At 75.0% G+C, this 26,806-nt stretch carries 30 protein-coding genes; 21 read left to right on the forward strand and 9 right to left on the reverse strand.

Features of this window, described 5'->3' with window-relative positions:
• Positions 1 to 27 precede the first annotated feature (27 nt).
• The 5 genes from def to KDL28_RS27545 all read left to right on the forward strand — a co-directional run bounded on the left by def (position 28) and on the right by KDL28_RS27545 (position 4,476).
• Entirely contained in the window at positions 28 to 588 is a 561-nt protein-coding gene (gene def / locus KDL28_RS27525; RefSeq protein WP_252443110.1) for a peptide deformylase, read from the forward strand.
• A gap of 4 nt (positions 589 to 592) precedes the next feature.
• Positions 593 to 1,528, forward strand: coding sequence for a methionyl-tRNA formyltransferase (gene fmt / locus KDL28_RS27530; protein WP_252443112.1), 936 nt, complete (start codon positions 593 to 595; stop codon positions 1,526 to 1,528).
• A complete protein-coding gene (locus tag KDL28_RS27535; protein WP_252443114.1) occupies positions 1,525 to 2,997 on the forward strand; it encodes an RsmB/NOP family class I SAM-dependent RNA methyltransferase in 1,473 nt (490 codons plus the stop codon). Before fmt ends, KDL28_RS27535 begins: the two co-directional genes overlap by 4 nt.
• An 83-nt stretch (positions 2,998 to 3,080) precedes the next feature.
• Positions 3,081 to 3,767 carry a ribulose-phosphate 3-epimerase gene (gene rpe, locus KDL28_RS27540; protein ID WP_252443116.1) on the forward strand — a complete coding sequence of 229 codons (687 nt, stop codon included), beginning with the start codon at positions 3,081 to 3,083 and terminating at the stop codon, positions 3,765 to 3,767.
• Between the two features lie 97 nt (positions 3,768 to 3,864).
• Positions 3,865 to 4,476 (forward strand): riboflavin synthase, encoded by a 612-nt coding sequence (locus KDL28_RS27545; protein WP_252443118.1) that lies wholly within the window; start codon positions 3,865 to 3,867, stop codon positions 4,474 to 4,476.
• 243 nt (positions 4,477 to 4,719) lie between these two features.
• Here the strand turns inward: KDL28_RS27545 and KDL28_RS27550 are convergent, their stop codons facing one another.
• On the reverse strand, positions 4,720 to 4,896 hold the full coding sequence (locus tag KDL28_RS27550) for a hypothetical protein (protein WP_252443120.1): 177 nt from the start codon (positions 4,894 to 4,896) through the stop codon (positions 4,720 to 4,722).
• 114 nt (positions 4,897 to 5,010) lie between these two features.
• Here KDL28_RS27550 and KDL28_RS27555 point away from each other — a divergent pair, with 114 nt between their 5' ends.
• The 6 genes from KDL28_RS27555 (at position 5,011) to KDL28_RS27580 (ending at position 9,625) form a co-directional block, all read left to right on the forward strand.
• Positions 5,011 to 5,289 (forward strand): helix-turn-helix domain-containing protein, encoded by a 279-nt coding sequence (locus tag KDL28_RS27555; RefSeq protein WP_252443122.1) that lies wholly within the window; start codon positions 5,011 to 5,013, stop codon positions 5,287 to 5,289.
• Positions 5,290 to 5,456: 167 nt separating this feature from the next.
• Positions 5,457 to 6,773 carry a bifunctional 3,4-dihydroxy-2-butanone-4-phosphate synthase/GTP cyclohydrolase II gene (locus KDL28_RS27560; RefSeq protein WP_256502865.1) on the forward strand — a complete coding sequence of 439 codons (1,317 nt, stop codon included), beginning with the start codon at positions 5,457 to 5,459 and terminating at the stop codon, positions 6,771 to 6,773.
• 12 nt (positions 6,774 to 6,785) lie between these two features.
• Complete coding sequence (gene ribH / locus KDL28_RS27565; protein ID WP_252443124.1) at positions 6,786 to 7,268, forward strand: 6,7-dimethyl-8-ribityllumazine synthase; 483 nt, start codon at positions 6,786 to 6,788, stop codon at positions 7,266 to 7,268.
• Positions 7,265 to 7,738: a PH domain-containing protein gene (locus KDL28_RS27570; protein ID WP_252443126.1), complete on the forward strand. Its 474-nt coding sequence runs from the start codon at positions 7,265 to 7,267 to the stop codon at positions 7,736 to 7,738. Before ribH ends, KDL28_RS27570 begins: the two co-directional genes overlap by 4 nt.
• Positions 7,739 to 7,774: 36 nt before the next feature.
• Positions 7,775 to 8,809, forward strand: coding sequence for a beta/alpha barrel domain-containing protein (locus KDL28_RS27575; RefSeq protein ID WP_252443128.1), 1,035 nt, complete (start codon positions 7,775 to 7,777; stop codon positions 8,807 to 8,809).
• 105 nt (positions 8,810 to 8,914) lie between these two features.
• Positions 8,915 to 9,625 (forward strand): HAD family hydrolase, encoded by a 711-nt coding sequence (locus KDL28_RS27580; protein WP_252443130.1) that lies wholly within the window; start codon positions 8,915 to 8,917, stop codon positions 9,623 to 9,625.
• A 3-nt stretch (positions 9,626 to 9,628) separates the two neighbouring features.
• On the opposite strand, the gene KDL28_RS27585 is transcribed toward KDL28_RS27580, so the two are convergent.
• Positions 9,629 to 10,345: a DUF2786 domain-containing protein gene (locus KDL28_RS27585; protein ID WP_252443132.1), complete on the reverse strand. Its 717-nt coding sequence runs from the start codon at positions 10,343 to 10,345 to the stop codon at positions 9,629 to 9,631.
• Between the two features lie 130 nt (positions 10,346 to 10,475).
• Between KDL28_RS27585 and uvrC the strand changes: the two genes are divergently transcribed.
• From uvrC to KDL28_RS27630, 9 genes are all read left to right on the forward strand, one after another.
• The gene (uvrC, locus tag KDL28_RS27590) at positions 10,476 to 12,593 is read left to right on the forward strand and encodes an excinuclease ABC subunit UvrC (protein ID WP_252443134.1); all 2,118 of its coding nucleotides are present in this window, start codon (positions 10,476 to 10,478) and stop codon (positions 12,591 to 12,593) included.
• A gap of 92 nt (positions 12,594 to 12,685) precedes the next feature.
• Entirely contained in the window at positions 12,686 to 13,582 is an 897-nt protein-coding gene (gene rapZ / locus KDL28_RS27595) for an RNase adapter RapZ (RefSeq protein ID WP_252443250.1), read from the forward strand.
• Positions 13,583 to 13,593: 11 nt separating this feature from the next.
• Positions 13,594 to 14,583, forward strand: a complete 990-nt coding sequence (locus KDL28_RS27600; protein WP_252443252.1) for a gluconeogenesis factor YvcK family protein — start codon at positions 13,594 to 13,596, stop codon at positions 14,581 to 14,583.
• 52 nt (positions 14,584 to 14,635) lie between these two features.
• The gene (gene whiA / locus KDL28_RS27605) at positions 14,636 to 15,619 is read left to right on the forward strand and encodes a DNA-binding protein WhiA (protein ID WP_252443136.1); all 984 of its coding nucleotides are present in this window, start codon (positions 14,636 to 14,638) and stop codon (positions 15,617 to 15,619) included.
• 184 nt (positions 15,620 to 15,803) lie between these two features.
• Positions 15,804 to 16,817, forward strand: coding sequence for a type I glyceraldehyde-3-phosphate dehydrogenase (gene gap, locus KDL28_RS27610; protein WP_252443138.1), 1,014 nt, complete (start codon positions 15,804 to 15,806; stop codon positions 16,815 to 16,817).
• 13 nt (positions 16,818 to 16,830) lie between these two features.
• Positions 16,831 to 18,027 carry a phosphoglycerate kinase gene (locus KDL28_RS27615; protein ID WP_252443140.1) on the forward strand — a complete coding sequence of 399 codons (1,197 nt, stop codon included), beginning with the start codon at positions 16,831 to 16,833 and terminating at the stop codon, positions 18,025 to 18,027.
• A complete protein-coding gene (tpiA, locus tag KDL28_RS27620) occupies positions 18,027 to 18,812 on the forward strand; it encodes a triose-phosphate isomerase (protein ID WP_252443142.1) in 786 nt (261 codons plus the stop codon). Before KDL28_RS27615 ends, tpiA begins: the two co-directional genes overlap by 1 nt.
• A 181-nt stretch (positions 18,813 to 18,993) precedes the next feature.
• Complete coding sequence (gene secG, locus KDL28_RS27625; RefSeq protein ID WP_214402590.1) at positions 18,994 to 19,230, forward strand: preprotein translocase subunit SecG; 237 nt, start codon at positions 18,994 to 18,996, stop codon at positions 19,228 to 19,230.
• A gap of 13 nt (positions 19,231 to 19,243) precedes the next feature.
• On the forward strand, positions 19,244 to 19,585 hold the full coding sequence (locus KDL28_RS27630) for an RNA polymerase-binding protein RbpA (RefSeq protein ID WP_252443144.1): 342 nt from the start codon (positions 19,244 to 19,246) through the stop codon (positions 19,583 to 19,585).
• 35 nt (positions 19,586 to 19,620) lie between these two features.
• Here KDL28_RS27630 and KDL28_RS27635 read toward each other — a convergent pair whose 3' ends face one another.
• Entirely contained in the window at positions 19,621 to 20,241 is a 621-nt protein-coding gene (locus KDL28_RS27635; RefSeq protein WP_252443146.1) for a hypothetical protein, read from the reverse strand.
• A gap of 77 nt (positions 20,242 to 20,318) precedes the next feature.
• Entirely contained in the window at positions 20,319 to 20,747 is a 429-nt protein-coding gene (locus KDL28_RS27640) for a rhodanese-like domain-containing protein (protein ID WP_252443148.1), read from the reverse strand.
• 62 nt (positions 20,748 to 20,809) lie between these two features.
• Here KDL28_RS27640 and KDL28_RS27645 point away from each other — a divergent pair, with 62 nt between their 5' ends.
• On the forward strand, positions 20,810 to 21,295 hold the full coding sequence (locus tag KDL28_RS27645) for an Lrp/AsnC family transcriptional regulator (RefSeq protein WP_252443150.1): 486 nt from the start codon (positions 20,810 to 20,812) through the stop codon (positions 21,293 to 21,295).
• A gap of 41 nt (positions 21,296 to 21,336) precedes the next feature.
• Here KDL28_RS27645 and KDL28_RS27650 read toward each other — a convergent pair whose 3' ends face one another.
• From KDL28_RS27650 to KDL28_RS27670, 5 genes are all read right to left on the reverse strand, one after another.
• The gene (locus tag KDL28_RS27650; RefSeq protein ID WP_252443152.1) at positions 21,337 to 21,765 is read right to left on the reverse strand and encodes a hypothetical protein; all 429 of its coding nucleotides are present in this window, start codon (positions 21,763 to 21,765) and stop codon (positions 21,337 to 21,339) included.
• A 1-nt stretch (position 21,766) separates the two neighbouring features.
• Positions 21,767 to 22,546: a 6-phosphogluconolactonase gene (gene pgl, locus KDL28_RS27655; protein WP_252443154.1), complete on the reverse strand. Its 780-nt coding sequence runs from the start codon at positions 22,544 to 22,546 to the stop codon at positions 21,767 to 21,769.
• A gap of 35 nt (positions 22,547 to 22,581) precedes the next feature.
• On the reverse strand, positions 22,582 to 23,547 hold the full coding sequence (opcA, locus tag KDL28_RS27660) for a glucose-6-phosphate dehydrogenase assembly protein OpcA (RefSeq protein ID WP_252443156.1): 966 nt from the start codon (positions 23,545 to 23,547) through the stop codon (positions 22,582 to 22,584).
• A gap of 31 nt (positions 23,548 to 23,578) precedes the next feature.
• Positions 23,579 to 25,129 carry a glucose-6-phosphate dehydrogenase gene (zwf, locus tag KDL28_RS27665; protein ID WP_252443158.1) on the reverse strand — a complete coding sequence of 517 codons (1,551 nt, stop codon included), beginning with the start codon at positions 25,127 to 25,129 and terminating at the stop codon, positions 23,579 to 23,581.
• A gap of 66 nt (positions 25,130 to 25,195) precedes the next feature.
• Positions 25,196 to 26,773 carry a glucose-6-phosphate isomerase gene (locus KDL28_RS27670; protein ID WP_252443160.1) on the reverse strand — a complete coding sequence of 526 codons (1,578 nt, stop codon included), beginning with the start codon at positions 26,771 to 26,773 and terminating at the stop codon, positions 25,196 to 25,198.
• Positions 26,774 to 26,806 lie beyond the last annotated feature (33 nt).

Consider the following 26,806-nt stretch of genomic DNA (forward strand, 5'->3'; position numbering starts at 1 on the left):
ATCCCGTTCCCCGCATCGAGGAGCCCCGTGTCCGTCCAGCCCGTCCGGCTCTTCGGCGACCCGGTGCTGCGCACCCCCGCCGTCGAGGTCACCACCTTCGACGCGGAGCTGCGCAAGCTGGTCGCCGACCTGACCGACACCATGCACGACGAAGGCGGCGCCGGCCTCGCCGCACCGCAGCTCGGGGTGGGGCTGCGGGTGTTCACCTACGACGTCGACGGCATCTCCGGGCACCTGGTCAACCCGAGCTTCGACGTGGTCGGCGAGGAGGAGCAGGTCGGCCCGGAGGGCTGCCTGTCCATCCCCGGCCTGCGCTGGGAGTGCCGCCGCCACCTGCACGTGGTGGCCAGGGGCTGGGACCAGCACGGCGAGCCGGTCACCGTGGAGGGCACCGAGATGCTGGCCCGCTGCATCCAGCACGAGACCGACCACCTCGACGGCGTGCTCTTCGTCGACCGGCTCGACGCGGCGACGCGCAAGCAGGCGATGGCCGAGATCCGCGCGGCGGAGTGGTTCGGCGAGCCGGTGCCGGTGGTCGCCCCGGTGATCAAGGTCAGCCCGCACCCGCTGTTCGGGAAGGCGAGGTAGCGGCGTGCGGTTGGTCTTCGCCGGCACCCCCGCGCCCGCGGTGCCCTCGCTGCGGGCGCTGCTCGACTCGCCCCGCCACGAGGTCGTCGCCGTGGTGACCCGCCCGGACGCGCCGAAGGGCCGCGGCAGGCGGACCGCGCGCTCCCCGGTGGGGGAGCTGGCCGACGCCGCGGGCGTGCCGGTGCTCACCCCGCGCCGCCCGTCCGAGCCGGAGTTCCTGGCCCGGCTGGGCGAGCTGGCCCCGGACTGCTGCCCGGTGGTGGCCTACGGCGCGCTGGTCCCCAGGGCCGCGCTGGACGTGCCCCGCCACGGCTGGGTCAACCTGCACTTCTCGCTGCTGCCCGCCTGGCGCGGCGCCGCGCCGGTGCAGGCGGCCGTGCGCGCGGGCGACGAGGTCACCGGGGCCACGACGTTCCGGCTGGAGGAGGGCCTGGACACCGGGCCCACCTACGGCGTGGTCACCGAGGCCGTCCGGCCCGCCGACACCGCGGGTGCGCTGCTCGACCGGCTCGCGGAATCCGGGGCCCGGCTGCTGCTCGCCACCCTGGACGGGATCGCCGACGGCACCCTCCGGGCGCGCCCGCAGCCCGCGGACGGCGTGTCGCACGCCCCCAAGGTCACCGTCGACGACGCCCGCGTCGACTGGACGCTGCCCGCGACCGCCGTCGACCGCCTCGTCCGCTCGGTCACCCCCGAGCCCGGGGCCTGGACGACGTTCCGCGGCGAGCGGCTGGGCCTGGGCCCGGTCGGCGCCGACACCGGCGCCGAGGCGCCGGAGCTCAAGCCCGGTCAGCTCGACGTCGGGAAGCGGCGGCTGCTGGTCGGCACCGCCACCGGCGCGGTGCGGCTGGGTGAGGTGCGCCCGCAGGGCAAGCGGGCGATGCCCGCGTCCGACTGGGCGCGCGGCGTGCGGATCGAGACCGGGGAGCTGCTGGCGTGACGGCACCACGACGGGGCAACCCCCGCCGCGACGGGCGCGACGGGGCCCGGCGCGCACGCCCGGCCGGGCCCCGCGGCGCCGGCCCGCCCCGCGGCCGCAGCGGCCCGCCGCGCCCGCCCGAGGTCGACCCGGCCCGGCAGGCGGCGCTGGAGCTGCTCACCGCCGTGCGGGTCCGCGACGCCTACGCCAACCTGGCCCTGCCCGCCATCCTGCGCCGCCACCGGCTGAGCGGGCGCGACGCCGGGCTGGCCACCGAGCTGGGCTACGGCACCCTGCGCGCCACCGGCCTGCTCGACGCCGTGCTCGGCGCCTGCATCGATCGCCCGCTGGCCAAGGTCGAGCTCGCCCTGCTCGACGCCCTGCGCCTGGGCGCCTACCAGCTGCTGCGCACCCGCGTGCCCAAGCACGCCGCCGTCGACACCACCGTGGAGCTGGTCCGGGTGGAGGCGGGCAGCCGCTCGGCGGGGTTCGTCAACGCGGTGCTGCGCCGCGTCGGCGAGCTCGACGAGCGGGCCTGGGTGGCCAAGCTCGCCCCGGACGCCGCCGAGGACCCGGTCGGGCACGCCGCCATGGCGCACTCCCACCCCCGCTGGATCGCCCAGTCCTTCGCCGACGCGCTGGGCGGCACCGCCGAGCTCGACGAGGCGCTGGCCGCCGACGACGCCCGCCCGGTCGTGCACCTGCTGGCCCGTCCCGGCGACATCACCGCCGCCGAGCTGGCCCTGGTCACCGGCGGCACCGAGGCGCCCTACTCGCGCTTCGGCGTGCACCTGGAACCCGGCTCCGGCGAGGTCGGCGAGCTGGACGCGGTGTCAGAGGGGCTCGCCGTCGTCCAGGACGAAGGCAGCCAGCTGGTCGCGCTGGCGCTGGCCGACGCGCCGACCGAGGGGGAGCCCACCGGCCGCTGGCTCGACCTGTGCGCCGGGCCGGGCGGCAAGGCCGTGCTGCTGGGCGGGCTGGCCGCGATGGACGGCGTCGAGCTGGACGCGGTGGAGTCGGCCGAGCACCGCGCCGAGATGGTCCGCCGCGCGGTCGACGGCCTGCCGGTCACCGTGCACACCGCCGACGGCCGCGAGGCCCCGCTGCCCGACGCGGCCTACGACCGGGTACTGGTCGACGCCCCGTGCACCGGGCTGGGGGCGCTGCGCCGCCGCCCGGAGGCGCGCTGGCGGCGGCGCCCCGACGACGTGTCCGACCTGGCCAGGCTGCAGCGCGAGCTGCTGACCGCCGCCCTGCGCCACGTCCGCCCCGGCGGGGTGGTGGCCTACGTGACCTGCTCGCCGCACCTGACCGAGACCGTCGGCGTGCTCTCCGGGGTGCTGCGCAAGCACCCCGGGGTGCAGCGGCTGGACGCGCGGGAGCTGCTGCCCGGCGTGCCGGGGTTGGGCGAGGGCCCCACCGTGCAGCTGTGGCCGCACCGCCACGGCACCGACGCGATGTTCCTGGCGCTGCTGCGGCGCACCGCCTGACCGCACGAGATCGACCCGCGCCACCGGCAGAGGGCGCACGGTCGAGCGGACCGGTCCGGCGTAATCTCGCCGACGTGCACCCGATGATCGCCCCGAGCATCCTGGCGGCCGACTTCGCCCGCCTCGCCGAGGCCGCGGCCGCCGTCCGCGGCGAGCCCGGCTCCGGAGCCGACTGGTTGCACGTCGACGTGATGGACGCGCACTTCGTGCCGAACCTGACCATCGGGCTGCCCGTCGTGACCTCGCTGCGCGCGGCGACCGACCTCCCGCTCGACTGCCACCTCATGATCGACGACCCGGACCGCTGGGCGGTCGGCTACGCCGAGGCGGGCGCGCACAACGTCACCGTGCACGTCGAGGCGGCGAAGGACCCGATCGCCCTGGCCAAGGACCTGCGCGCGGCCGGGGCCAAGGCCGGGCTGTCGATGAAGCCGGGCACGCCGCTGGAGCCCCACCTCGACGTCCTGCGCCACTACGACACGCTGCTGGTGATGAGCGTCGAGCCCGGCTTCGGCGGCCAGGAGTTCATGCCCGAGGTGCTCGACAAGGTGCGCACCGCCCGGCGCCTGGTCGACACCGGCCACCTCACGCTGCTGGTCGAGATCGACGGCGGCATCAACACCGAGACCGTCGAGGCCGCCGCCGAGGCCGGGGTGGACTGCTTCGTGGCGGGCTCGGCCGTCTACGGCGCCGACCGGCCCGACGCGGCGGTGCGAGCGATGCGCGAGCAGATCGCCGCGGCCGCGCCCCACCGCGGGTGGTCGGCGTGAGACCTCGGCCGGGCGGTCGGCCCGCCGGATCGGGAATCGTCCGCGCACGCTGCGCGGTTGTAGTCGGCACGGGGTGCCGGCCGGAGGGGAGACCATAGTGTTCACCGGGATCGTCGAGGAGATCGGCGAGGTGCTGGCGGTGCGGGAGAGCGCCGAGGTCGCGGTGCTCACGGTGCGCGGCCCCACGGTCACCACCGACGCCCGCCACGGCGACTCGATCGCGGTCAACGGCGTCTGCCTGACGGTGATCGACGCGGTGACCGCCCCGGGCGGCGGCACCGCCGACGGCACGTTCACCGTCGAGCTGGTCCCGGAGACCCTCAAGCGCACCAGCCTGGCCGCCGCGGCGCCCGGCGCGAAGGTCAACCTGGAGCGCGCGGTCCCGGTCGGCGGGCGCCTGGGCGGGCACATCGTGCAGGGCCACGTCGACGGCGTGGCGACGTTGCTCACCCGCACGCCGGGGGAGCGCAGCGACGAGCTGACCTTCAGCCTGCCCGTCGACCTGGCCCGGTACGTGGCCCTCAAGGGCTCGATCGCGGTCGACGGCGTGTCGCTCACCGTGGCAGGGGTGACCGACGACACGTTCTCCGTGGCGCTGATCCCCACGACCCTGGCCGAGACCACGCTCGGCGCCCGCGAGCCCGGCGACACCGTCAACCTGGAGGTCGACGTCGTCGCGAAGTACGTGGAGCGGCTCACCCTCCGCTGACCGCTACGCGCCGCTCGCCGCACCCCGCCGAGTGGTGCGCACGTGCGGCTTCGGCGACCGCCCGCACCCCGCACGGGTAGGGGATGAAGTCGTGGCTGCCGTAGCCGGGCCGCGCGCACTCCGGTGCGGCGCAGTGCCCGGAACCCGACCGCGTGTGCGACCGGATGAGGTCCTGCCACGTGGCGAGGAACGGGGAGAGCTGTTCGGCGAACCCCCGGAAGAGAGCTCCGGCGTCCGGGTCGGTCACGGCCGGTCCCCGGGGAAGCCGATGCCCATGAGCCGGCAGTAGTGGCGGGCGGTGGCGTCGTCGAGCACCTCGGAGCAGCGCCGCCCGTCGCGGGAGCGGATGGTCCACCCACCGGGTCCGCCGGTGATCGTGATGTCGGTGCGCCGATCGGTGTCGGCGGTAGGTTCGGGCACGGGTTCACTCCTGACCGAGTGGATCAAGAGCCCCGGTCGGCGGTTGCAGCGCCGACCGGGGCTCGCTGTATTCCAGCCGGGTCAGTAAACCGGACATTGGCTATTTTGGCTATGTTGACCGCGTTTGTCATCGATCGCATGATGATCGCTCATCGTGCGTATCGCGCGGATAGCGTGATCGTCATGGGTGGTGACCAGCGGGAACGCGATGACCCGCTGTTGACGTCCGGTGACGTGGCGAAGCGGCTCGGTGTCGCGGTCGCGACGATCAGCGCATGGGTCCGACAGGGTCGACTCACCCCGGCCGTGACGACCATGGGTGGCCGGTACCGGTTCCGTTGGTCGGAGGTCCAGGAGCAACTGCGGGCCGCGCGTGAGACGGACGACGAGTAGCCCCACCGTCTAGGTCCGGTTGAGCGTATTGCGTGTCACGCCGCTCACGTGCGACCAGGATCTACCCTGGTGGGCATGCCCCTTGGGTCGGCGGTGCCCACGAAGTACGTGGAGCGGCCGCGGCGCGGCGGTGGCCGTCGCGGGGTCGGCGAGGAGGACGGTTCCAGATGAGTGTGCAGTCGGACGGGCCCGTCGCGGGGGACCGCAGCGTCGGTTTCGAGATGATCGAGCGCGCCGTCGCCGACCTCAAGGCGGGCAAGTGCGTGCTGGTCGTGGACGACGAGGACCGCGAGAACGAGGGCGACCTCATCTTCGCCGCGGAGATGGCCACCCCGGAGCTGCTGTCGTTCATGGTCCGCTACACGTCGGGCTACGTGTGCGTGGCGCTCACCGAGACCGAGTGCGACCGGCTCGACCTGCCGCCGATGCACCACACCAACTCCGACAGCTTCCGCACCGCCTTCACCGTGACCGTGGACGCCAAGGCCGGCATCACCACCGGCATCTCCGCAGCCGACCGCGCGCACACCATCCGGCTGCTCGCCGACCCGGCGACCGGCCCGCAGGACCTCGTCCGCCCCGGCCACGTGCTGCCGCTGCGCGCCCGCGAGGGCGGCGTGCTGCGCCGTCCCGGGCACACCGAGGCCGCGGTCGACCTGGCCCGGCTGGCCGGGCTCACGCCGGCGGGCGCGCTGTGCGAGCTGGTCTCCCAGAAGGACGAGGGCGAGATGGCCCGCGGCGACGAGCTCGCCGTGTTCGCCGCCGACCACGACCTGACGATGATCACCATCGCCGACCTGATCGCCTACCGCCGCCGCTTCGAGAAGCACGTGGTCCGGGTGGCCCAGGCCCGCATCCCGACCGCGCACGGCGAGTTCATCGCCTACGGCTACGACTCGCTGCTCGACGGCGTCGAGCACATCGCCATGGTCCGCGGCGACATCGCCACCGCCGAGGGCGACGGCGAGGAGGTGCTCGTGCGGGTGCACTCCGAGTGCCTCACCGGCGACGTCTTCGGCTCGCTGCGCTGCGACTGCGGCCCCCAGCTCGACGCCGCGCTGGCCGCGGTGGCCGAGGAGGGCCGCGGCGTGGTGCTCTACATGCGCGGGCACGAGGGTCGGGGCATCGGCCTGCTGCACAAGCTGCAGGCCTACCAGCTCCAGGAGGCCGGGGCCGATACGGTGGACGCCAACCTGGCGCTCGGCCTGCCCGCCGACGCCCGCGACTACGGCATCGGAGCGCAGATCCTGGTGGACCTCGGTGTGCGGTCGATGCGCCTGCTGACCAACAACCCGGACAAGCGCGCCGGGCTGGAGGGCTACGGCCTGACCATCACCGGCCGGGTGGCGCTGCCGGGCCGCGCCGGGCCCGACAACATGCGCTACCTGCGCACCAAGCGCGACCGGATGGGCCACGACCTGCCCGGGCTCGGTGAGGGCTCGGCCGTCGAGGTCCTCGAAGAGACGCACCCCAACACGGACTAGGAGCACGCACGGATGAGCGGCGAGGGGCGACCAGGACCCGACGACGGGCTGGACGGCTCGGGACTGCGGCTGGGCATCGCCGCGGCGAGCTGGCACGCCGAGCTGGTCGACCTGCTGCTGGAGCGGGCGGTGGCGACCGCGCAGAAGGCCGGTATCGCCGAGCCCACGGTGGTCCGCGTCCCGGGCACGATCGAGCTGCCGGTCGTCTGCCAGCAGCTGGCCGCCACCCACGACGCGGTGGTCGGGCTCGGCGTGGTGATCCGCGGCGGCACCCCGCACTTCGAGTACGTCTGCGACGCGGTGACCGCGGGGCTGACCCGGGTCTCGCTCGACGCCCGGGTGCCCGTCGGCAACGGCGTGCTGACCTGCAACACCCTGGAGCAGGCCGTCGACCGGGCCGGTGGCCCGGGGGCGGCCGAGGACAAGGGCGCCGAGGCGTGCGAGGCGGCGCTGCGCACCGCGCTGGTGCTGCGCGCCCTGCGGGACGGGTCGTGAGCGCCGCGGAGGAGCCGGCGGCGCCGCCGGCCACCGGCGAGGTGCTGGTGCTGCGCCCGTGGCGGGCCGTGGTCCTGTCGGTGATCGGCGCGGTCGTGCTGCTCGGGCTGTTCGTGGCGATCGCGGTCGTGCTGCGCAACAGCCCGACCGGGGTCTACTTCCGCCTCGCCGACCAGGTGGCCATGGTGCTGCTGGGCGTGCTGCTGGCCGGGGGCGTGCTGCTGCTGGCCCGGCCCCGCGTGCGCGCCGACGCCCGCGGCGTCGAGGTGCGCAACACCCTGGGCACCCGCCGCTTCGACTGGGCCGACGTGCAGCGCGTGTCCTTCCCCGACGGCGCCTCCTGGGCCCGCCTCGACCTGCCCGACTACGAGTACGTGCCGGTGCTGGCCCTGCAGGCCGCCGACCGCGGCCGCGCCGTGGAGGGGATCACCCGGCTGCGCGCCCTGCACGCCGCCTCGCGGGCGCGCTGAGCGCGGCCCACCCGCCGCGCACGTAGCATCGGCCCCGTGCTGCGCACCCCCACCTCCCCGACCGCCCGCGCCCGCTCCGACCGGGGACCCGACGAGGTGCGCCTGGGCGACATCGTGCTGCGCAACCGGCTGGTCACCTCGTCGAGCCTGCTGGGCTACGGGGTGTCGAACGCGCCGCTGCTGCCCTACGGCATGAGCCCGGTGTCGCTGTTCGTGCCGCTGTCGGAGTTCGGGGCGGTGACCACCCGGACGCTGACCGTCGAGCCGCGCGAGGGGCACTTCAGCACCCGCGAGGACTACCGGCTCGCCGAGCTGCCCGGCCTGCTGCGCCGCTACGGCACGGTGCTGCGCGGCGTCGACGGCGGCTGGCTCAACGCGTTCGGGTGGTGCAACGTGGGCATCGACGCCTACCTGCGCGACTACTACCCGCGCACCCGCGACCAGCGCACGATCATCTCGGTCGGCGGGTTCTCCGCCGAGGAGTTCGTCACCCTGGTCGACAAGGTCAACGCCGCGGTGCCGGCGGGCGACATCGCCGCCGTGGAGTTCAACGTCTCCTGCCACAACGTCAACTTCGACTTCTCGGCGATCCTGCAGTCCGTGCTCGACGAGGCCGTGCCCCGCAGCGCGCACCCCGTGCTGCTCAAGCTCTCGCCCGACTACGACTACCTGCGCAACGCCAAGCAGGCCGTGGCGGCCGGGGTGTCCGGGCTGACCGCGATCAACACCGTGAAGGCGCTGCGGCTCGACCCGCGCACCGGGCGGCCGTGGCTGGCCAACCGCTACGGCGGGCTGTCCGGCCGGGCGATCAAGCCGATCGGACTGCGGGTGGTCTCCGAGCTGCGCGAGGCCGGCATCACCCTGCCGGTGATCGCCACCGGCGGCATCCGCAACGCGGCCGACTGCCGGGAGTACTTCTGGGCCGGGGCCGACGCGGTGAGCCTGGGCAGCGCGGCCTGGCTGGCCAGCTACCCCGGCTACGCCCTCGCGCCGCTGCGCGGGCTGTATGTTCGGCGCGTGCTGAGGGCGGTTCGGCGCTACCGACCGGAGCGCGCCGGCCCCGCCGCGTAACGCGGCGGGACGATCTCCCACCGCGGCGGCCGGGACCGCCGGGGAGGTCGGGAACCGCACCGGCGGCGTCCGCGGGGCGCGCGGTGTCGTGGAGGTGAGGCGAGCATGGCCGAGTCGGGGGTGTCGACCGACCGCGTCCGGGCGGTGGACCGCAGGCCGCGGGCCGTCCTGCTGGACGTCTTCGAGACGGTGCTGCGGGTCGACGCGCTGCGCGAGCGCTTCGTCGACGTGGGCCGCCCCGAGCACGAGTGCGACCTGTTCTTCGCCCGCACCCTGCGCGACGGCATGGCGCTGACCCTGGCCGGCGGGGTGCGGCCGTTCGGCGAGGTGGCCAGGGCGGCGCTGCGCACCACCACCGGGCACACGCTGTCCGAACCGGCACTCGACCACGTGATCGAGGGGTTCCGCGAGCTGCCGCCGCACGAGGACGCCGAGCCCGCGCTGATGGCGCTGGCCAGGGCCCGCATCCCGGTCTACGCGTTCACCCACGGCACCGCGGCGGTGGCCCGCGAGGCCCTCGACGGCGCCGGGCTGCGCACCTACATGCGCGGGCTGCTGTCGACCGAGGAGATCCACTCGTTCAAGCCGCCGGGGCGGGTCTACACGTGGGCCTGCCAGCGCGCCGACACCCCGGTCGACCGCACGGCCCTGATCTCCGTGCACTCCTGGGACGTGCACGGGGCCGTGCGCGCCGGCCTGGTGGGGGCGATGGCGACGCGGCTGGAGGGGCGGGTGCCCGACACGGTCGCCCGGCCGCACGTGGTGGCCGAGCGCCTCGACGACGTGGTCAAGCACCTGCTCGACCTGCCCGCCTGAGGCTCACGCGCCGATCCGCCCGCGCGGTCGGGCGGCCAGCCCGGTGCCGCCGAGGTCGGCCCGCTCACCGGCCGCGGTCCCGGGCCCGTACCCCGACCCGGACAGCGACCGCCCGCGGGCGGGCTCGGGGGCGGGGAAGGCGGCGGCGAACGCGGACTCGACGCGGGCGGCCCGCTCGGCCAGCGCGACCGCGGTCGAGGTCGGGGCACCCGGCCCGGGCCCGGCCTCGGCTGCGCCGCGCTCGGCCTCGCTCAACCGCCGGTGGACCTGCACCGCGAACCCGTGCAGCCACGACCGGCGGTACGCCGCCACCGACTCGCCCGCCGGCGGGCGCTGGCGGGCGAGCTGCGCGCCGGCCTGCAGCAGCAACGAGGTGTAGAGCAGCTCCACGCGCTCGCGGTCGGCGGCGAACCCGACCACGCTGACCGCGCCCACCCGCCCGCCGCGCGCCTGGTGCAGCACGGCGCGGCAGCCCAACGCCGTCGCGGTCCAGGCGAGCAGCCGCGCCTTGCCCGCGCTGTACGGGTCGTGCACGGGGATGCGCTGGGCGCGGGGGTGGTCGCGGCCGGGGTCGGCGGCGGCGAGCAGGGCCGCGTCGATGCCGTGGCGCGCCGAGAGCTGCACGGCCTTGTCGGTGTAGCTGGCCGCCTCCTCGGGGGTGGCCGCGCGCTCGGCCTTGGCCAGCAGCTTGCGCACCACCTCGAGCTTGTCGAACCCCATCGTCAACCCCCGAACCCCGCGCTCGAACAACCGTTCGTCGTCGGGGAGAGTCCTACCACCGCCGTCCGACAACCGCGGGGCAGTGGTCTCGGCGCGCCCCGTCGGTGCACCGGCCTAGGCTGGCGTGGCCATGTCAGATCCCGCCACGTACCGCCCAGCGCCCGGGTCCATCCCGGAGGCGCCCGGGGTGTACCGCTTCTCCGACCCCCGCGGCCGCGTCATCTACGTGGGCAAGGCCAAGAGCCTGCGCCAGCGGCTGAACTCCTACTTCGCCGACCTGTCCGGTCTGCACCCCCGCACCCGCCAGATGGTCACCACGGCGGCGCGCGTGGAGTGGACGGTCGTCACCACCGAGGTCGAGGCGCTCCAGCTGGAGTACAACTGGATCAAGGAGTTCGACCCCCGGTTCAACGTCCGCTACCGCGACGACAAGACCTACCCCGTCCTCGCGGTGACCATGGACGAGGAGTTCCCCCGGCTGCACGTCTACCGCGGTCCCCGGCGCCGGGGCGTGCGCTACTTCGGTCCCTACGCCCACGCCTGGGCCATCCGCGAGACCCTCGACCAGCTGCTGCGCGTCTTCCCGGCGCGCACCTGCAGCGCCGGGGTGTTCAAGCGGCACGGCCAGATCGGGCGGCCGTGCCTGCTGGGCTACATCGACAAGTGCTCGGCGCCCTGCGTGGGCACCGTCAGCGCCGAGCAGCACCGCGACATCGTCGACGACTTCTGCGACTTCCTGTCCGGGCGGACCGACCGGCTGGTGCGCGAGCTGGAGCGGCGGATGGCCGCGGCCTCCGAGGAGCTGGAGTTCGAGCGGGCCGCCCGGCTGCGCGACGACATCGGCGCGCTGCGCCGGGCGATGGAGAAGCAGGCCGTCGTGCTGGGCGACGGCACCGACGCGGACGTGGTCGCGTTCGCCGACGACGAGCTGGAGGCGGCCGTGCAGGTCTTCCACGTGCGCGGGGGCCGGGTGCGCGGCCAGCGCGGCTGGGTCATCGACAAGGTCGAGCCGACCGACACCCGGGCGCTGGTGGAGCGGTTCCTCATCCAGTTCTACGGCGAGCAGGCCGCGCTGGCCGAGGCGGCCGACGACGCCCACCAGCCGGTCCCGCGCGAGATCCTGGTGCCCGAGCTGCCCGCCGAGCTCGACCCGCTGACCGACTGGCTGTCCGGGCTGCGCGGCTCGCGGGTGCAGATCCGGGTGCCCCAGCGCGGCGACAAGCGGGCGCTGGCCGAGACGGTCAGGCGCAACGCCGCCGAGGCGTTCACCCAGCACAAGCTGCGCCGGGCCAGCGACCTGACCGCCCGCTCGGCCGCGCTGCAGGAGATCCAGGACGCGCTCGGGCTCGACGGCGCCCCGCTGCGGATCGAGTGCGTCGACGTGAGCCACGTGCAGGGCAGCGACGTCGTCGCCTCGCTGGTGGTCTTCGAGGACGGGCTCTCGCGCCGGTCGGAGTACCGCCGCTTCGAGATCCGCGGCGGCGCCGAGGGCGGCGACGTGGCGGCGATCGCCGAGGTCGTGCGCAGGCGGTTCCGCCGCTACCTCGCCGAGACCGCGACCGACCGCGCGGAAGCGGAGGGTGTGGAGTCGGCGGGTGTGGAAGCGGAGGGTGACGATCCGCGCGGCGGGGGTAACGCCGGGGCCGGCGAGGGCGAACCTCCCGATATCAGCCCGCCCGCCGCCACCGCCACCCACCGACCCGGTATCGATCCCGACACGGGCCGGCCGCGGAAGTTCGCCTACCCGCCGAACCTGCTGGTGGTCGACGGCGGCCCGCCGCAGGTCGAGGCGGCCGCGGACGTCATGGCCGAGCTCGGCATCACCGACGTCGCCGTGTGCGGGCTGGCCAAGCGGCTGGAGGAGATCTGGCTGCCGGGCGACCCCGACCCGGTGATCATGTCGCGCACCAGTGACGGGCTGTTCCTGCTGCAGCGGGTCCGCGACGAGGCCCACCGCTTCGCCATCACCTATCACCGCCAGCGCCGTTCCAAGGGTATGACCAGTTCGGATCTGGACGCCGTCCCCGGGCTCGGGCCGACCCGCCGAGCCACGTTGATCAAGCACTTCGGCTCGGTGCGCAGGCTGCGCGCCGCGGACGTCGACGAGATCGCCGCGCTGCCCGGCTTCGGCAAGCGCACGGCCGCCGCGGTGCTCGCGGCCCTGCAGGCGCCCGAGCGGCTCGACCCGCCCGCCGACGGCGGGTCCGACCGGTCCCAGCCGACCGGCGCCGGGGCGGGGGCGTCGTGAGCGCGGCCGACGGGATCGACCCGGCCGCCGCCGACCCGCACGACCGCGAGGTCCAGGGCCCGGACTGGGAGGACCGCACCACCCGCGGCGGCGTGCAGGCCGGTGAGCGCGGCGCCACCGAGCGCGGCGGCATCGAGGTCGCGCTGATCAGCGGGCTGTCCGGGGCGGGGCGCAGCACCGCGGCCAAGGTCATGGAGGACCTGGGCTGGTTCGTGGTGGACAACCTGCCGCCCGAGCTGATCGCCACGATGGTCGACCTCGGCTCCCGCGCGCGCGGCGAGATCACCCGCATCGCGGTCGTCATGGACGTGCGCAGCCGGGCGTTCTCCACCGACCTCGGCGCGGTCATGAAGGACCTCGACACCCGCGGCTACAAGCCCCGGCTGCTGTTCCTGGAGGCCTCCGACGCGGTGCTGGTGCGCCGCTTCGAGCAGGTGCGCCGCAGCCACCCGCTGCAGGGCGACGGCAGGCTCGTCGACGGCATCGCCGCCGAGCGCGACCTGCTGCGCACGCTGCGCGAGAGCGCCGACCTCGTCATCGACACCTCCACGACGGCGGTCCCGGCGCTGCGGGCCACCCTGGAGCACGCGTTCGGCGCCGAGTCGTTGCAGGCCACCCGGGTCACGCTGGTCTCGTTCGGCTACAAGTACGGCCTGCCGATGGACTCCGACCTCGTGGTCGACGTGCGCTTCCTGCCCAACCCGTTCTGGATCCCCGAGCTGCGCGAGCACACCGGCCGGGACGAGCAGGTCCGCGACTACGTGCTCAGCCAGGACGGCGCCGAGGAGTTCATCGCCCGCTACCTCGAGCTGCTCGGCCTGGTCGGGGCCGGTTACCGGCGCGAGGGCAAGCGCTACCTCACCGTCTCGATCGGCTGCACCGGCGGCAAGCACCGCAGCGTGGCGATCAGCGAGGAGATGGCCAAGCGGCTGGCCGGCTCGGAGGGCGTGGTCGTCAACGTCACCCACCGCGACCTGGGGCGCGAGTGAGCACCGCGGAGGTGCGCGCCGTCGCGCTCGGCGGCGGGCACGGCCTGCACGCCACGCTCTCGGCCCTGCGGCTGCTGACCGACCACGTCACCGCCGTCGTCACGGTCGGCGACGACGGCGGCTCGTCGGGCAGGCTGCGCCGTGAGCTGGGCGTGCTCCCGCCCGGCGACCTGCGGATGGCGCTGGCCGCGCTGGCCGCGCCCGACGACGGCGGGCGGCGCTGGGCCTCGGTGGTGCAGCACCGCTTCGGCGGCACCGGCGCGCTCGCCGGGCACGCCGTGGGCAACCTGCTGATCGCCGGCCTGATCGAGGTGCTGCACGACCCGGTGGCCGCGCTCGACGAGGTGGGCGCGCTGCTCGGCCTGCGCGGGCGGGTGCTGCCGATGAGCTGCGACCCGCTCGACATCGAGGCCGACGTCTCGGGGCTGGGCGACACGCCCGACGAGGAGTACCGGATCAGGGGACAGGTGGCCGTCGCCTCGACGCCCGGGCGGGTCCGCCGGGTGCACCTGCGCCCCGAGCGGCCCTCGGCGTGCCCGGAGGTGCTCGAGGCGGTGCACGCCGCCGATGTGCTGCTGCTGGGGCCGGGCTCGTGGTTCAGCAGCGTGATCCCGCACCTTCTGGTGCCCGACCTGCGCGAGGCGCTCGTCACCACCCGCGCGCGCAAGGTCGTGGTGTTGAACCTGGTCCCGGAGCCGGGGGAGACCGCCGGGTTCTCCCCGGAGCAGCACCTGGCCGTACTCTCGGAGCACGCCCCCGAGCTCAGGGTGGACGCGGTGATCGCCGACGAGGCGGCGGTCCCGCTCCCGGACCGGTTGGGCCGTGCCGCGCGCGCGGTGCTCTCCCCGGGCGGTCGGGTCCACACGGCCCCGGTCGCCGCCGCCGACCCGGTCGTGCCCCGGCACGACCCGGTGGCGCTGGCCCGGGCGATCGGCGCCGTGCTTGCCGGCTCCGGCCCGCGGGCGGCGGTGGCGGCCGATGCGGTCGCAGAGAGGACGTGAAGGTGGCTCCCCACGCGCGCCCCGGCGCTCCCCGACCGGCCAGGAGGTCCACATGGCGATGACGGCGGCGGTCAAGGACGAGCTGAGCAGGCTCGTGGTCACCAAGCCGTGCTGCCGGCGCGCCGAGGTGGCCGCGCTGCTGCGCTTCGCCGGGGGCCTGCACATCGTCGGGGGCCGGGTCGTGGTCGAGGCCGAGGTCGACACCGGGTCGGTGGCCCGGCGGCTGCGCCGCGACGTGCACGAGCTCTACGGCCACACGTGCGAGGCGCACGTGATCACCGCGGGCGGGCTGCGCCGCGGGGCGCGCTACGTGCTGCGCGTGGTGCGCGACGGCGAGGGCCTCGCCCGCCAGACGGGCCTGCTGGACGCGCGCGGCCGCCCGGTGCGCGGGCTGCCCCCGCCCGTCGTGTCCGGCGGCGTGTGCGACGCCGAGGCGGCCTGGCGGGGCGCGTTCCTGGCGCACGGCTCGCTCACCGAGCCGGGCCGCAGCTCCGCCCTGGAGGTCACCTGCCCCGGCCAGGAGGCGGCGATGGCGCTGGTCGGCGCGGCGCGCCGGCTCGGGGTGACGGCGAAGTGGCGCGAGGTGCGCGGGGCCGACCGGGTCGTCGTCCGCGACGGCGACGCCATCAGCGCGCTGCTGACCCGGATGGGCGCCCACGAGAGCGTGATGGCCTGGGAGGAGCGGCGGATGCGCCGCGAGGTCCGGGCCACGGCCAACCGGCTGGCCAACTTCGACGATGCCAACCTGCGCCGCTCCGCGCGCGCCGCCGTGGCCGCGGCGGCCCGGGTGCAGCGCGCGCTGGAGATCCTCGCCGAGGACGTCCCCGACCACCTGCTCGCCGCGGGCAGGCTGCGCGTGGAGCACACGCAGGCCTCGCTGGAGGAGCTCGGCCAGCTGGCCGAGCCGCCGATGACCAAGGACGCGGTGGCCGGGCGGATCCGCAGGCTGTTGCACATGGCCGACAAGCGGGCCGCCGACCTGGGCATCCCCGACACCGAGTCCGTGGTCACCGCGGAGATGCTCGAGGACGTCTGAGCGCGGGCCGCGGCCTCCCCGCGCGGCGCGCGGGGTCGGTCGCGGGCCGTGTGAGGCTCATCGGGTGGATCGATTCCGAAGTCGGTGCGAACCCGCCGACCTGGGACGCTAGGGTGCGAGGTGAGCGGGCGTCCCCGGTCGGGGAACCGCCCCTACGAGACGAACCAGACCGAGGAGGCACGGCGTGACTGTGCGCGTGGGTGTGAACGGGTTCGGACGGATCGGCCGCAACTTCTGGCGCGCGGTCGACGCGCAGCGCGCCGCGGGCGGGACGGACATCGAGATCGTCGCGGTGAACGACATCACCGACAACGCGACGCTGGCCCACCTGCTGAAGTACGACTCCATCCTGGGTCGGCTGCCCTACGACGTCTCCTCCACCGACGAGGAGATCGTGGTGGACGGCAAGGGCTTCAAGGGACTGGCCGTGCGCGACCCGGCCGAGCTGCCCTGGAAGGACCTCGGCGTCGACGTCGTTGTCGAGTCCACCGGCATCTTCACCAAGCGCGAGGGTGCGGCCAAGCACCTCGACGCGGGGGCGAAGAAGGTCGTCATCTCCGCGCCGGCCACCGGTGAGGACCTGACCGTCGTCAAGGGCGTCAACGACTCCGCCTACGACGGCTCGCAGAACATCGTCTCCAACGCGTCCTGCACCACGAACTGCCTGGCCCCGCTGGCCAAGGTCATCGACGACCTGCTCGGCATCGAGAAGGGCCTGATGACCACGGTCCACGCCTACACCCAGGACCAGAACCTGCAGGACGGCCCGCACAAGGACCTGCGCCGGGCCCGCGCGGCCGCGCTGAACGTGGTGCCCACCTCCACCGGGGCGGCCAAGGCCATCGGCCTGGTCATGCCGCACCTGAAGGGCAAGCTGGACGGCTACGCCCTGCGGGTGCCGATCCCCACCGGCTCGGCCACCGACCTGACCGTGGAGGTCCGCAAGGAGGCCTCGGTCGAGGAGATCAACGCCGCCTACAAGGCCGCCGCCGACGGGCCGCTGGCCGGCGTCCTGCGCTACACCGACGACCCGATCGTGTCCTCCGACATCGTCACCGACCCGGCCTCCTGCATCTTCGACAGCGGGCTGACCAAGGTCATCGGCAACCAGGTCAAGATCGTCGGCTGGTACGACAACGAGTGGGGCTACTCCAACCGGCTGGTCGACATCACGGCCCTCGTCGCCAGCAAGCTCTGAGGCGGGATCGCGAGTGAAGTCGCTCGACGACCTCGTCGGGGAGGGCGTCTCCGGTCGCACGGTGCTCGTCCGCTCCGACCTGAACGTGCCCCTCGACGGCGACCGGATCACCGACGACGGCCGGATCCGGGCTTCGGTGCCCACCCTGCGCACCCTGCTCGACGCGGGGGCGCGGGTGGTGGTCACCGCCCACCTCGGCCGGCCCAAGGGCGGCCCGGAGCCGAAGTACTCCCTGGCCCCGGTGGCCGCGCGGCTCGGTGAGCTGCTCGGCGCCGAGGTCACCCTGGCCGAGCACGGCGACGCCGCGGGCGCGGCGGTGTCCGCGCTCGGCGACGGCGGCGTCGTGCTGCTGGAGAACATCCGGTTCGACCCGCGCGAGACCGCGAAGAACGACGACGACCGGGCCGGGCTGGCCCGCGAGCTGTCCGCGCTGACCGGCCCGAGCGGGGCGTTCGTCTCCGACGGCTTCGGCGTGGTGCACCGCAAGCAGGCCTCGGTCTACGACGTGGCGCTCGACCTGCCCGCCTACGCGGGCGGCCTCGTGCTCGCCGAGGTCGAGGTGCTGCGCACGCTGACCACCGAGCCCGAGCGGCCCTATGCGGTGGTGCTGGGCGGGTCGAAGGTGTCGGACAAGCTGGCCGTCATCGACGCCCTGCTGCCCCGGGTCGACGCGCTGCTGGTCGGCGGCGGGATGTGCTTCACGTTCCTGGCCGCGCAGGGCTACGGCGTGGGCGACTCGCTGCTCGAGCGCGACCAGATCGACAGCTGCCGGCGGCTGCTGGAGTCGGGCAAGATCGTGCTCCCGGTGGACGTCGTCGTGGCCGACGACTTCTCGGCCGAGGCCGCCACCCGCACCGTCGCCGCGGACGCGATCCCGGACGGCTGGAAGGGCCTCGACATCGGCCCGGACACCGTCGCGGCCTTCGCCGAGGTGCTCGGCCGGGCGCGGACGGTGTTCTGGAACGGCCCGATGGGCGTGTTCGAGCTGGCGCCGTTCGCCGAGGGCACCCGCGGGGTGGCCCAGGCGATCATCGACGGCACGGCCGCCGGTGCGTTCAGCGTCGTCGGCGGCGGCGACTCCGCCGCCGCCGTGCGGGCGCTGGGCCTGCCCGAGTACGGCTTCTCCCACATCTCCACCGGGGGCGGGGCCTCGCTGGAGTTCCTCGAGGGCAAGGACCTGCCCGGCATCGCCGTCCTGGAGAAGAGCTGATGGCCCGCAAGCCGCTGATCGCCGGCAACTGGAAGATGAACCTCAACCACCTCGAGGCCATCGCCCTGGTGCAGAAGCTCGCCTTCGCGCTGCCGGAGAAGTACTACGACAAGGTCGACGTCGTCGTGCTGCCCCCGTTCACCGACATCCGGTCGGTGCAGACGCTCATCGACGGCGACCAGCTGCTGATGGTGCACGGGGCGCAGGACCTGTCCCCGCACGACTCGGGCGCCTACACCGGCGACGTGTCCGGCGTGATGCTGGCCAAGCTGGGCTGCCGCTTCGTCGTGGTGGGCCACTCCGAGCGCCGCGAGCTCCACGGCGAGGACGACGCGCTGGTCAACCGGAAGGTGCTGGCCGCGCTCAAGCACGGGATCGGCCCGATCCTGTGCGTCGGCGAGGGCCTGCAGGTGCGGGAGCAGGGCGGTCACGTGGAGCACACCACGCGCCAGCTCCGTGCCGGGCTGGCCGAGGTCTCCGCCCAGGACATCGGGTCGGTGGTGATCGCCTACGAGCCGGTGTGGGCGATCGGCACGGGCCGCGTCGCGAGCGCGTCCGACGCCCAGGAGGTCTGCGCCGCGCTGCGGGCGACGGTGTCCGAGCTCTACGGCGAGACCGTCGCGGCCGGCGTCCGGGTGCTCTACGGCGGGTCGGTGAAGGCGAAGAACGTCGGCGAGATCGTGGCCGAGGCCGACATCGACGGCGCGCTGGTCGGCGGGGCCAGCCTCGACGCCGACGAGTTCGCGCAGCTGTGCGCGATCTCCGCCGGTGGCCCCCTGCCATAACCGCCCGAACGCATTCCGCCGAGAACGGCGTATGGGATCGGCTCGACCCTTTTCGATCCCATAACGTCGTTCTCGACGGAACGGGCCCCCGGCAACGCCCGGCCACGGCCCGGGTACCCTCGGGTTTCCGAGCGGCGCGGCGGCAGCGGCCGGGGCGCCGTGCGACGAGAATGAGGATGGGATGCAACTCGCCCTGCAGATCGTACTGATCGTCTCCAGCGTGCTGCTGGTGCTGCTGATCCTGCTGCACCGCGGTCGGGGTGGCGGTCTGTCCAGCCTGTTCGGTGGCGGGGTGCAGTCGAGCCTGTCCGGGTCGAGCGTGGTCGAGAAGAACCTCGACCGGCTCACCCTGTTCGTCGGCGCGATCTGGGTGATCGCGATCATCGGAACCGGGCTGCTCGTGAAGGTCGGGGTCTGAGAGAAGGATGGCCATGGCAGGCGGAAACGCGATCCGCGGCACCCGGGTGGGTGCCGGTCCGATGGGCGAGTCCGAGCGCGGCGAGACCGCGCCCCGCTCGCACGTGTCGTACTTCTGTTCCAACGGGCACGTCTCCACGCCCTCGTTCGCCCAGGAGGCGGACATCCCCGACTCCTGGGACTGCCCCCGCTGCGGGCTGCCGGGCGGGCGCGACAGCCAGAACCCGCCGGCTCCGCCGCGGACCGAGCCCTACAAGACCCACCTGGCGTACGTGAAGGAGCGGCGCAGCGACGCCGACGGCGCCGCGATCCTCGAAGAGGCCCTGAGCAAGCTGCGCGCCTCGCGCGAGCTCTGAGCGCCGGCCCCGGTGTCCGCGGACGCCGGGGCCGTTCAGCTGAGCGCGTCGACCTGCTGGCCGATCGCCATCGTCAGCGCCGCCACCGTGGTCCCGGGCGGGACCGCCGAGGCCGCGACCGTGATGACATCCTCGCCCCGGACCAGCCCGGCGTAGACGCTGCTCCCGTCGAGCCGGCAGACGAACCCGGTGCCGACCGGCGCGCGCGACCCGGCGTCGCATACCTCGGCGAGCACGTCGAGCTGCGCCGCGACGGCCCGGTCGTCGGCCGCCGCGATGTCGACGGCGACGAACTCCCCACTCCGGGCGGGTGCCGGGGTCGGTGCCCGGTCCAGCCCCGTACCGGTGTCCGCACCGTCCGCTGCCGACGCCGCGGGTGCCGCGGCCGTCGGGGCCCCCGGCCCGGGGTCGTAGACGCAGCGGGTGTCGCTGGCCGTCGTCGCGTCCGGGGTCCAGGTGAGCCCGGTGGTGTCCGCCATCGCCTCGAGGTCGAGCAGGCAGGCGGCCGGCGGGGGAGGGGGCGGCGTCGGCGCGGCGCTCGGCCCGCCGGCGGTCGGCCCGGTGCCCGCGGCGGTCGTCGTGCAGCCGACCGCGCCGAGCGCGAGCAGGGCGGCCCCCAGCAGGGCGGATCGGGACCGGGCCGGCGGTGCGCTCACGTCCCGCACGATGCCATGCGGCACCCCGCCGACCGGTCGCACCCCCGCGGCGCCGCTCCTCGCGGGCGGTGCGGCCCTCAGCAGCCGCAGGGCACGGTCAGCGGGTCGGGATCGGCGGTGACGACGCCGTCGTCGGTCTGCACGGGCAGGCCCTCCCGGGTCCAGTACTCGATGCCGCCGAGCATCTCCCGGACCCGGAACCCGGCCCGGGCCAGCCGCAGCGCAGCCCGCGTCGCGCCGTTGCAGGCCGGCCCCCAGCAGTAGGTCACCACCGGGACCGCGGGGTCGAGGTCGGCGGGCAGCTGGGCGGTCGGGAGGTGGCGCGCCCCGGGGATCCGCCCACCGGCCCACGCGGCGGCGCTGCGCGTGTCGACCAGCACGAAGTCGGCGGAGCCGTCGGACAGCGCGGCGTGGACGTCGGAGACGTCGGTCTGGAACTCCAGCCGGGCGGTGAAGAACGCGACGGCGTCGGTGGTGGGGTCGGTGGTGGGCGCGGTGGTGGGCACGGCGCTGACGCTAGGAAGATCAGGGCTCGGGGAGAAGAAGACATCCACGGTAGATTCGGGCCATGACCGTGGATTCACTCGACGACATCGACTACCGCCTCCTGGAAGCCCTGCAGGAGGACGGTCGGGCGAGCTATGCCGTCCTGGGTCGCACGGTCGGGCTGTCGCCGAGCGCGGTCACCGAGCGGGTGCGCAGGCTGGAGGAGTCCGGGGTGATCACCGGCTACCGCTGCGACGTCGACCCCGAGCGCATCGGCCTGGTGATCCGCGCGCTGGTGCGGCTGCGCTACCCGAACGCCAACTACCGCCCCTTCCACGACCTGCTCGACAGCACGCCGGAGATCATCGAGGCGCACCACGTGACGGGGGAGGACTGCTTCGTGCTGACCGTGCTGGCCCGCTCGATGCGCCACCTCGAAGAGGTCACCGGGCGGATCGGCGGGCTGGGCGCGGTGACCACCAGCGTCGTCTACTCCAGCCCGCTGCCGCACCGCCCCGCCCTGGCCGCCGCCCGCCCCACCCGGGCCGACGGGCGCCGTCGCGCCTGAGCGGCTGGCGCGCCCGCCCGGTCGGACCGGTGGTGCGCCGGTCAGCCGGGGAGGCCCGTCAGCAGGGCGCCGGGGCCCGCGGTGTCGGCGCCCGCGGCCCGCACGCGGTCGCGCAGCTCGCGGTCGGCGGTCACGACCAGCCGGTCGTCGCCGTCGAGCTCCCCGACGAGGGCGACGATCGCGGAGTCGCCGTCGCGGTCGGCGCGGACGACGTCGAGCAGCGCGTGCGTGGACAGGTCCTCGACGCGGGCCGCCTCGCCCTCCAGGACGAGGTGCAGCCGCAGGGACCGGTCCGCGGGCTGCCCGAGCGCCGCGGCCAGCTCGCGGGTGCCGGTGGTCAGCAGGGCCACGAGCTGCCCGGTCAGCCGGCGCGCGGCGCCGGGGCGGTCCCGCCACCAGCCGTCGGGGCGGGAGCCGACGACGTTGGCCCCGTCCACGACGACGTGCAGCGGACCCGGTTCGGCGGCCACGTCAGGCGATGTGCGGGACGAGGTCGCGGGGCAGCTTGGCCGCCGCGGCCCGGTCGAGCAGCCAGCGGGTGCGCCGGCGACCGGTGGCGCCGGCCACCGGGATCGCCACTTCGCCCGCCCCGCCCAGGGCCATGGCCACCGCGGCCGCCTTGGCCTCGCCGGTGGTGATGATCCAGACCTCGGCCGCGGTGCGGATCGCGGGCAGGGTGAGCGACACGCGGGTCGGCGGGGGCTTCGGGCAGCCGTGCACCGCCACCACCGAGCGCTCGGTCTCGTACACGGCGGGGGAGTGCGGGAAGACCGAGGCGGTGTGGCCCTCGCCGCCCATGCCCAGCATCAGCACGTCGAACGAGGGCACCGGGCCGTGGTCCTCCGGGCGGGCCGCCCGGCGCAGCAGCGCCGCGTACTCCTCGGCCGCCGCCTCCGCCCCGGACGGGCCCGTGCCGGTGTCGGCGCCCATCGCGAACACCTTGGCCGGGTGGACCGGGACGTGGTCGAGCAGGGCCTCGCGGGCCTGGGTCTCGTTGCGCTCGGGGTGGCCCGGCGGCAGGAACCGCTCGTCGCCCCAGTAGAACTCGACGCGGCCCCAGTCGACGGCGTCGCGGGCGACGGTGGCCCGGATCTGCTCCAGCATCGCGATGCCGACGCCACCGCCGGTGAGCACGATCTTCGGCGTGTTGCCCGCGGCCTGCAGGTCGACCAGCCGGGTGATCAGCCGGGCGGCCGCGGCCGCCGCGAGCACGTCGGGGTGGGCGTGCACGGCGATGTCGGCGGCGGCCATGCCCACACTCCCTCCTCGCGGTGCGTCGGCGCCGGTCACGAGCTGGTGGCCAGCGTCGGCGCGGACACCGGGGCATCGAGGTCGGCGACCCGTCCGATCCCGGCCAGCGCGGCCCCGTAGATCTCGTCGGGGTCGAGCCGGCGCAGCTCCTCGGCGAGGCAGTCTCGCACCTCGCGGCGGGCCAGCGCGACCAACCGGTCGGGTTGTCCCGGTTGGCTGAGCCGCCCGACGCGCCCGTCCGGGCGGACGAGCTCGATCGGACCCGAGGCCCGCTCCAGGCGCACCGAGACCATGCCCTTGCCGGTGGTGGCCGGGCGGCGCTCGACGGCGGCGTCCAGCCGGGCGGCGAGCCACCCGGCCAGCAGGTCGGCGGAGGGGGAGACCCGCTCGCCGACGACGGTGACGTGGGTGATGGGCTCGAAGGGCGGGGCGTCCATCGCGGTGGCCAGCAGCGCGCGCCAGAACGTCAGCCGCGACCAGGCGAGGTCGGTGTCGCCGGCGCGGTGGCCCACCCGGCGCTGGGCGAGCGCGGCGACCGGGTCGGCGCAGGCGAGCGCGTCGGTGATGCGGCGCTGGGCCAGCCTGCCCACCTCGTCCTCGGCCGGGACGTCCGGCGCGTCGCCCGGCCACCAGGCGACGACCGGCGCGTCGGGCAGCAGCAGCGGCATCACCATGCCGGCCGCGGCGCCGTTGTCGGCCAGCGCGCCGTAGCCGCGCAGCACGATGACCTCGCTGGCCCCGGCGTCGCCGCCGACCCGGATCTGCGCGTCCAACCGGGGCGCGGCCTCCCGGTACCCGCGGGCCAGCACGATGACCCGGCACGGGTGCTCGCGGCTGGCCTCGTTCGCGGCGTCGATGGCGTCCTCGGTGGTGGCCCCGTCGTCGGTGATGATCACCAGGGTGAGCACCCGGCCCAGCGCGAGCACGCCGCCGCTCTCGCGCAGCTGGACCAGCTTCTTGTTGACCTTCGAGATGTTCGTCGAGGGCAGATCGACGATCATGGACGGCTCCTCGTGGGGTACTGCGCGGTGGTCACGGACGGCGCCAGGTGCGCCCGGTGCGGGCCAGCATCCGGTTGGCCGACTCCGGGCCCCAGCTGCCTGCCGGGTACGGGTCGGGCCCGGCGTCCTGGGCGGCCCAGTGCTCGATCACCGGGTCGAGGATCTCCCAGGAGCGCTCGACCTCGTCGTTGACCGGGAACAGCGACGGCTCGCCCAGCAGCACGTCGAGGATGAGCCGTTCGTAGGCCTCCGGGGAGGCCTCGGTGAACGCGGTGCCGTAGCCGAAGTCCATGGTGACGTCGCGGACCTCCATCTGGCTGCCCGGCACCTTCGACCCGAACCGCATGGTGACGCCCTCGTCGGGCTGCACCCGCACGACGATCGCGTTCTGCCCGAGCTCCTCGGTCATGGTGGAGTCGAACGGCAGGTGCGGCGCCCGCTTGAAGATGATGGCGATCTCGGTGACGCGCCTGCCCAGCCGCTTGCCGGTGCGCAGGTAGAACGGCACCCCGGCCCAACGGCGGGTGGCCACCTCGCAGGTGATCGCGGCGTAGGTCTCGGTGCGCGACTCGGGGTCGAAGCCCTCCTCCTGCGTGAGCCCGCGCACCTTCTCACCGCCCTGCCAGCCGCCCTCGTACTGGCCGCGGGCCGTGGTCTCGTGCAGCGGGCCGACCAGCTTGGTCGCGTTCAGCACCTTGATCTTCTCGGCGCGCAGCTCGTCGGAGGAGAACGCGACCGGCTCCTCCATGGCGGTGAACGCCAGCAGCTGCAGCAGGTGGTTCTGGATGACGTCGCGGGCCGCGCCGATGCCGTCGTAGTAGCCGGCGCGCCCGCCCAGCCCGATGTCCTCGGCCATGGTGATCTGCACCTGGTCGATGTAGTGGGCGTTCCAGATGGGCTCGAACAGCTGGTTGGCGAAGCGCATCGCCAGCACGTTCTGCACCGTCTCCTTGCCGAGGTAGTGGTCGATGCGGAACACCGAGTCCTCGGGGAAGACGTCGTTGACGATGGCGTTGAGCTCGCGCGCGGATCGCAGGTCGTGGCCGAAGGGCTTCTCGATGACGACCCGGCGCCACTGGTCGCCGTTCTGGGCGGACAGCCCCGAGCGGGCCAGCTGCTTGCACACCACCGGGAACGCGCCCGGCGGGATGGACAGGTAGAAGGCGTGGTTGCCGCCGGTGCCCCGGACCCGGTCGAGGTCGCGGACGGTCTTCTCCAGCTGGTCGAACGACGCGTCGTCGTCGAAGCTGCCGGGCACGAACCGGAAGCCCTCGGCGAGGCGGTCCCACACCGACTGGCGGAACGGGGTGCGGGCGTGCTCGCGCACCGCCTCGTAGACCACGTTGCCGAAGTCCTGGTCGGCCCAGTCGCGGCGGGCGAAGCCGGTCAGCGCGAAGCCCGGCGGCAGCAGCCCGCGGTTGGCCAGGTCGTAGATGGCCGGCATCAGCTTCTTGCGGGACAGGTCCCCGGTCACGCCGAAGATGACCAGGCCGCAGGGCCCCGCGATCCGCGGGAGCCGCTTGTCGCGGGGATCGCGCAGCGGGTTCACCCACTGCGCGGTCCCGGTCGTGCTGGCGCTCATCGTTCTCCTCGGTCCTACGTCACGAACGTCGTTGTCGCGGGGGACGGGGTGCGCCCGCTCCCGCGCTCAGAGCTGCTGGACGGCCTTGGCCAGGGTGACCAGGCCGGCGATCCGGTCGACGAAGTGCAGGCGCAGCACGCGGCGGCCGTTCGCGGCCAGCGCCGCGGCGTCCGCGTCGGCCGTGGCCCGTTGCCGCTCACCCAGCTCCTCCGGCCGCTCGCCCGGCTCCGCGGCGTCCCCGGTCAGCTGGCAGACCACCGGGGCGTCCGGACCGCCCTCGTCGTACTGGCCGGTGCCGGCCAGGCAGCGCGGCGCCCACCCGAAGGTGGTGGTCAACCCGGTGCGGCGGGCCAGCTCCAGCCGCAGCACCGCGGCGGAGGCGTCGCTCTCCCGGTCAAGATAGGCGTGCACGGCCAGGTGGGTGGGCGCCGCGCCGGACGGGTCGACGAGCGCGCGCAGCGCGTCGGCGACCGTGTCGGTGCCCGCGGGCAGCCAGCTCCCGCCGCGCACCGCGACGGCGCCGTCGACGAAGCCGTCGACGAACGCGGTGGCGGTGTCGGCGGGGGGTCGGGTCCCGGCGGGGCGGTGGGTGGGGTCGACGGCGAGCAGGTGCGCGGCCACCGCCACGGCGTGCTGCCAGAGCAGCACCTGACCCGCGGCCGAGCCCTCGGTGCGCAGTCCGGGCCCGCCGTCGGTGCGCTCGACCAGTGCCGGGGCCGCTCCGGTGCCGGCGACGGGGCCGGCGACCTCGATGGCCAGCGCGCCGTCCGGGACGCCCGCGGAGCGGACCAGGTCGGCGAGCGGGGCGTCGGGGTCGTCGAGGCGGACCGCCAGCGGCCCGCGCCCGTCCTTGCCCAGCCCGCCGGCGATCAGCTCGGTGGCGTACTCCACCAGCGCCGGCGTGCCGGTCAGCGCGACGGTGGGGGCCGCGGCCAGGATCGCGCCCAGCACCAGCGCGGGGTTGTCGGGCGAGTCCTCGGCCAGCGCCGCGGCGGCCACGTCCGCACCGGCCAGCAGGACGCCGATGTCGGCTCCGGCCAGACCGGCGGGGACGAGCGTGTACGCGCTGAGCGACGACCACAGCCCGGACACGTCCGGGGGGCCGGCGAGCAGGGTGGCCCCGCTCGCCCGCCGGGCCAGCGGCCCGTCCGGGACGTCGATGAGCACGGTGTGCCGCTCGGCGGGCAGGCCCTCGGCGATCAGCGCCTCGGTCACCACCTCGTGCACCAGGGCGACCGACTCGGCCTCGGGACCGGTCGCGCCCGGGGGCAGCACGGTGACCAGCGCGGTGGTGTCCAGGTCGCCGGCCAGCACGTCGGCCACCGACTCCGGGTCGGCGGTGTCCAGCACGATCAGCCCGGTGCCGGGTGCGGTGCCGACGCCGAGCCCCTCGACCGCCACGCCCACCCCGGCCGTGGTGACGAGCACGATCCGGTGCAGGCCGGCCACCCGGAGCGTCTCGCCCAGCGCGGACACCGCGCCGACCATCGGCCGGGCGCTGCGGGCGGCGCGGACCCAGCCCGGCCAGGCGGCCCCGGGCCAGAGCGCGGGGTCGCCCGCGGCGACGCGGCTCGCGACGGAGCCGCCCACCAGGTCGGACACGACCCCGGTGGGCGGCTCGGCGGCGCGGTCCGGCGAGCTCACCGACGCGACCGCGGGAACGGTGGGACCGACAAC

Origin of the sequence: Pseudonocardia humida (assembly GCF_023898865.1) — a bacterium.
GTDB lineage: Bacteria > Actinomycetota > Actinomycetes > Mycobacteriales > Pseudonocardiaceae > Pseudonocardia > Pseudonocardia humida.

What these genes read in the sequence shown, in the direction of transcription:
- rpe (WP_252443116.1), top strand. Translation starts at nt 3,081, where the DNA reads ATGATCGCCCCGAGCATCCTGGCGGCCGACTTCGCCCGCCTCGCCGAG.
- KDL28_RS27560 (WP_256502865.1), top strand. Translation starts at nt 5,457, where the DNA reads ATGAGTGTGCAGTCGGACGGGCCCGTCGCGGGGGACCGCAGCGTCGGT.
- ribH (WP_252443124.1), top strand. Translation starts at nt 6,786, where the DNA reads ATGAGCGGCGAGGGGCGACCAGGACCCGACGACGGGCTGGACGGCTCG.
- KDL28_RS27580 (WP_252443130.1), top strand. Translation starts at nt 8,915, where the DNA reads ATGGCCGAGTCGGGGGTGTCGACCGACCGCGTCCGGGCGGTGGACCGC.
- KDL28_RS27585 (WP_252443132.1), bottom strand. Translation starts at nt 10,345, where the DNA reads ATGGGGTTCGACAAGCTCGAGGTGGTGCGCAAGCTGCTGGCCAAGGCC.
- uvrC (WP_252443134.1), top strand. Translation starts at nt 10,476, where the DNA reads ATGTCAGATCCCGCCACGTACCGCCCAGCGCCCGGGTCCATCCCGGAG.
- whiA (WP_252443136.1), top strand. Translation starts at nt 14,636, where the DNA reads ATGGCGATGACGGCGGCGGTCAAGGACGAGCTGAGCAGGCTCGTGGTC.
- tpiA (WP_252443142.1), top strand. Translation starts at nt 18,027, where the DNA reads ATGGCCCGCAAGCCGCTGATCGCCGGCAACTGGAAGATGAACCTCAAC.
- secG (WP_214402590.1), top strand. Translation starts at nt 18,994, where the DNA reads ATGCAACTCGCCCTGCAGATCGTACTGATCGTCTCCAGCGTGCTGCTG.
- KDL28_RS27630 (WP_252443144.1), top strand. Translation starts at nt 19,244, where the DNA reads ATGGCAGGCGGAAACGCGATCCGCGGCACCCGGGTGGGTGCCGGTCCG.
- KDL28_RS27645 (WP_252443150.1), top strand. Translation starts at nt 20,810, where the DNA reads ATGACCGTGGATTCACTCGACGACATCGACTACCGCCTCCTGGAAGCC.
- pgl (WP_252443154.1), bottom strand. Translation starts at nt 22,546, where the DNA reads ATGGCCGCCGCCGACATCGCCGTGCACGCCCACCCCGACGTGCTCGCG.
- opcA (WP_252443156.1), bottom strand. Translation starts at nt 23,547, where the DNA reads ATGATCGTCGATCTGCCCTCGACGAACATCTCGAAGGTCAACAAGAAG.
- zwf (WP_252443158.1), bottom strand. Translation starts at nt 25,129, where the DNA reads ATGAGCGCCAGCACGACCGGGACCGCGCAGTGGGTGAACCCGCTGCGC.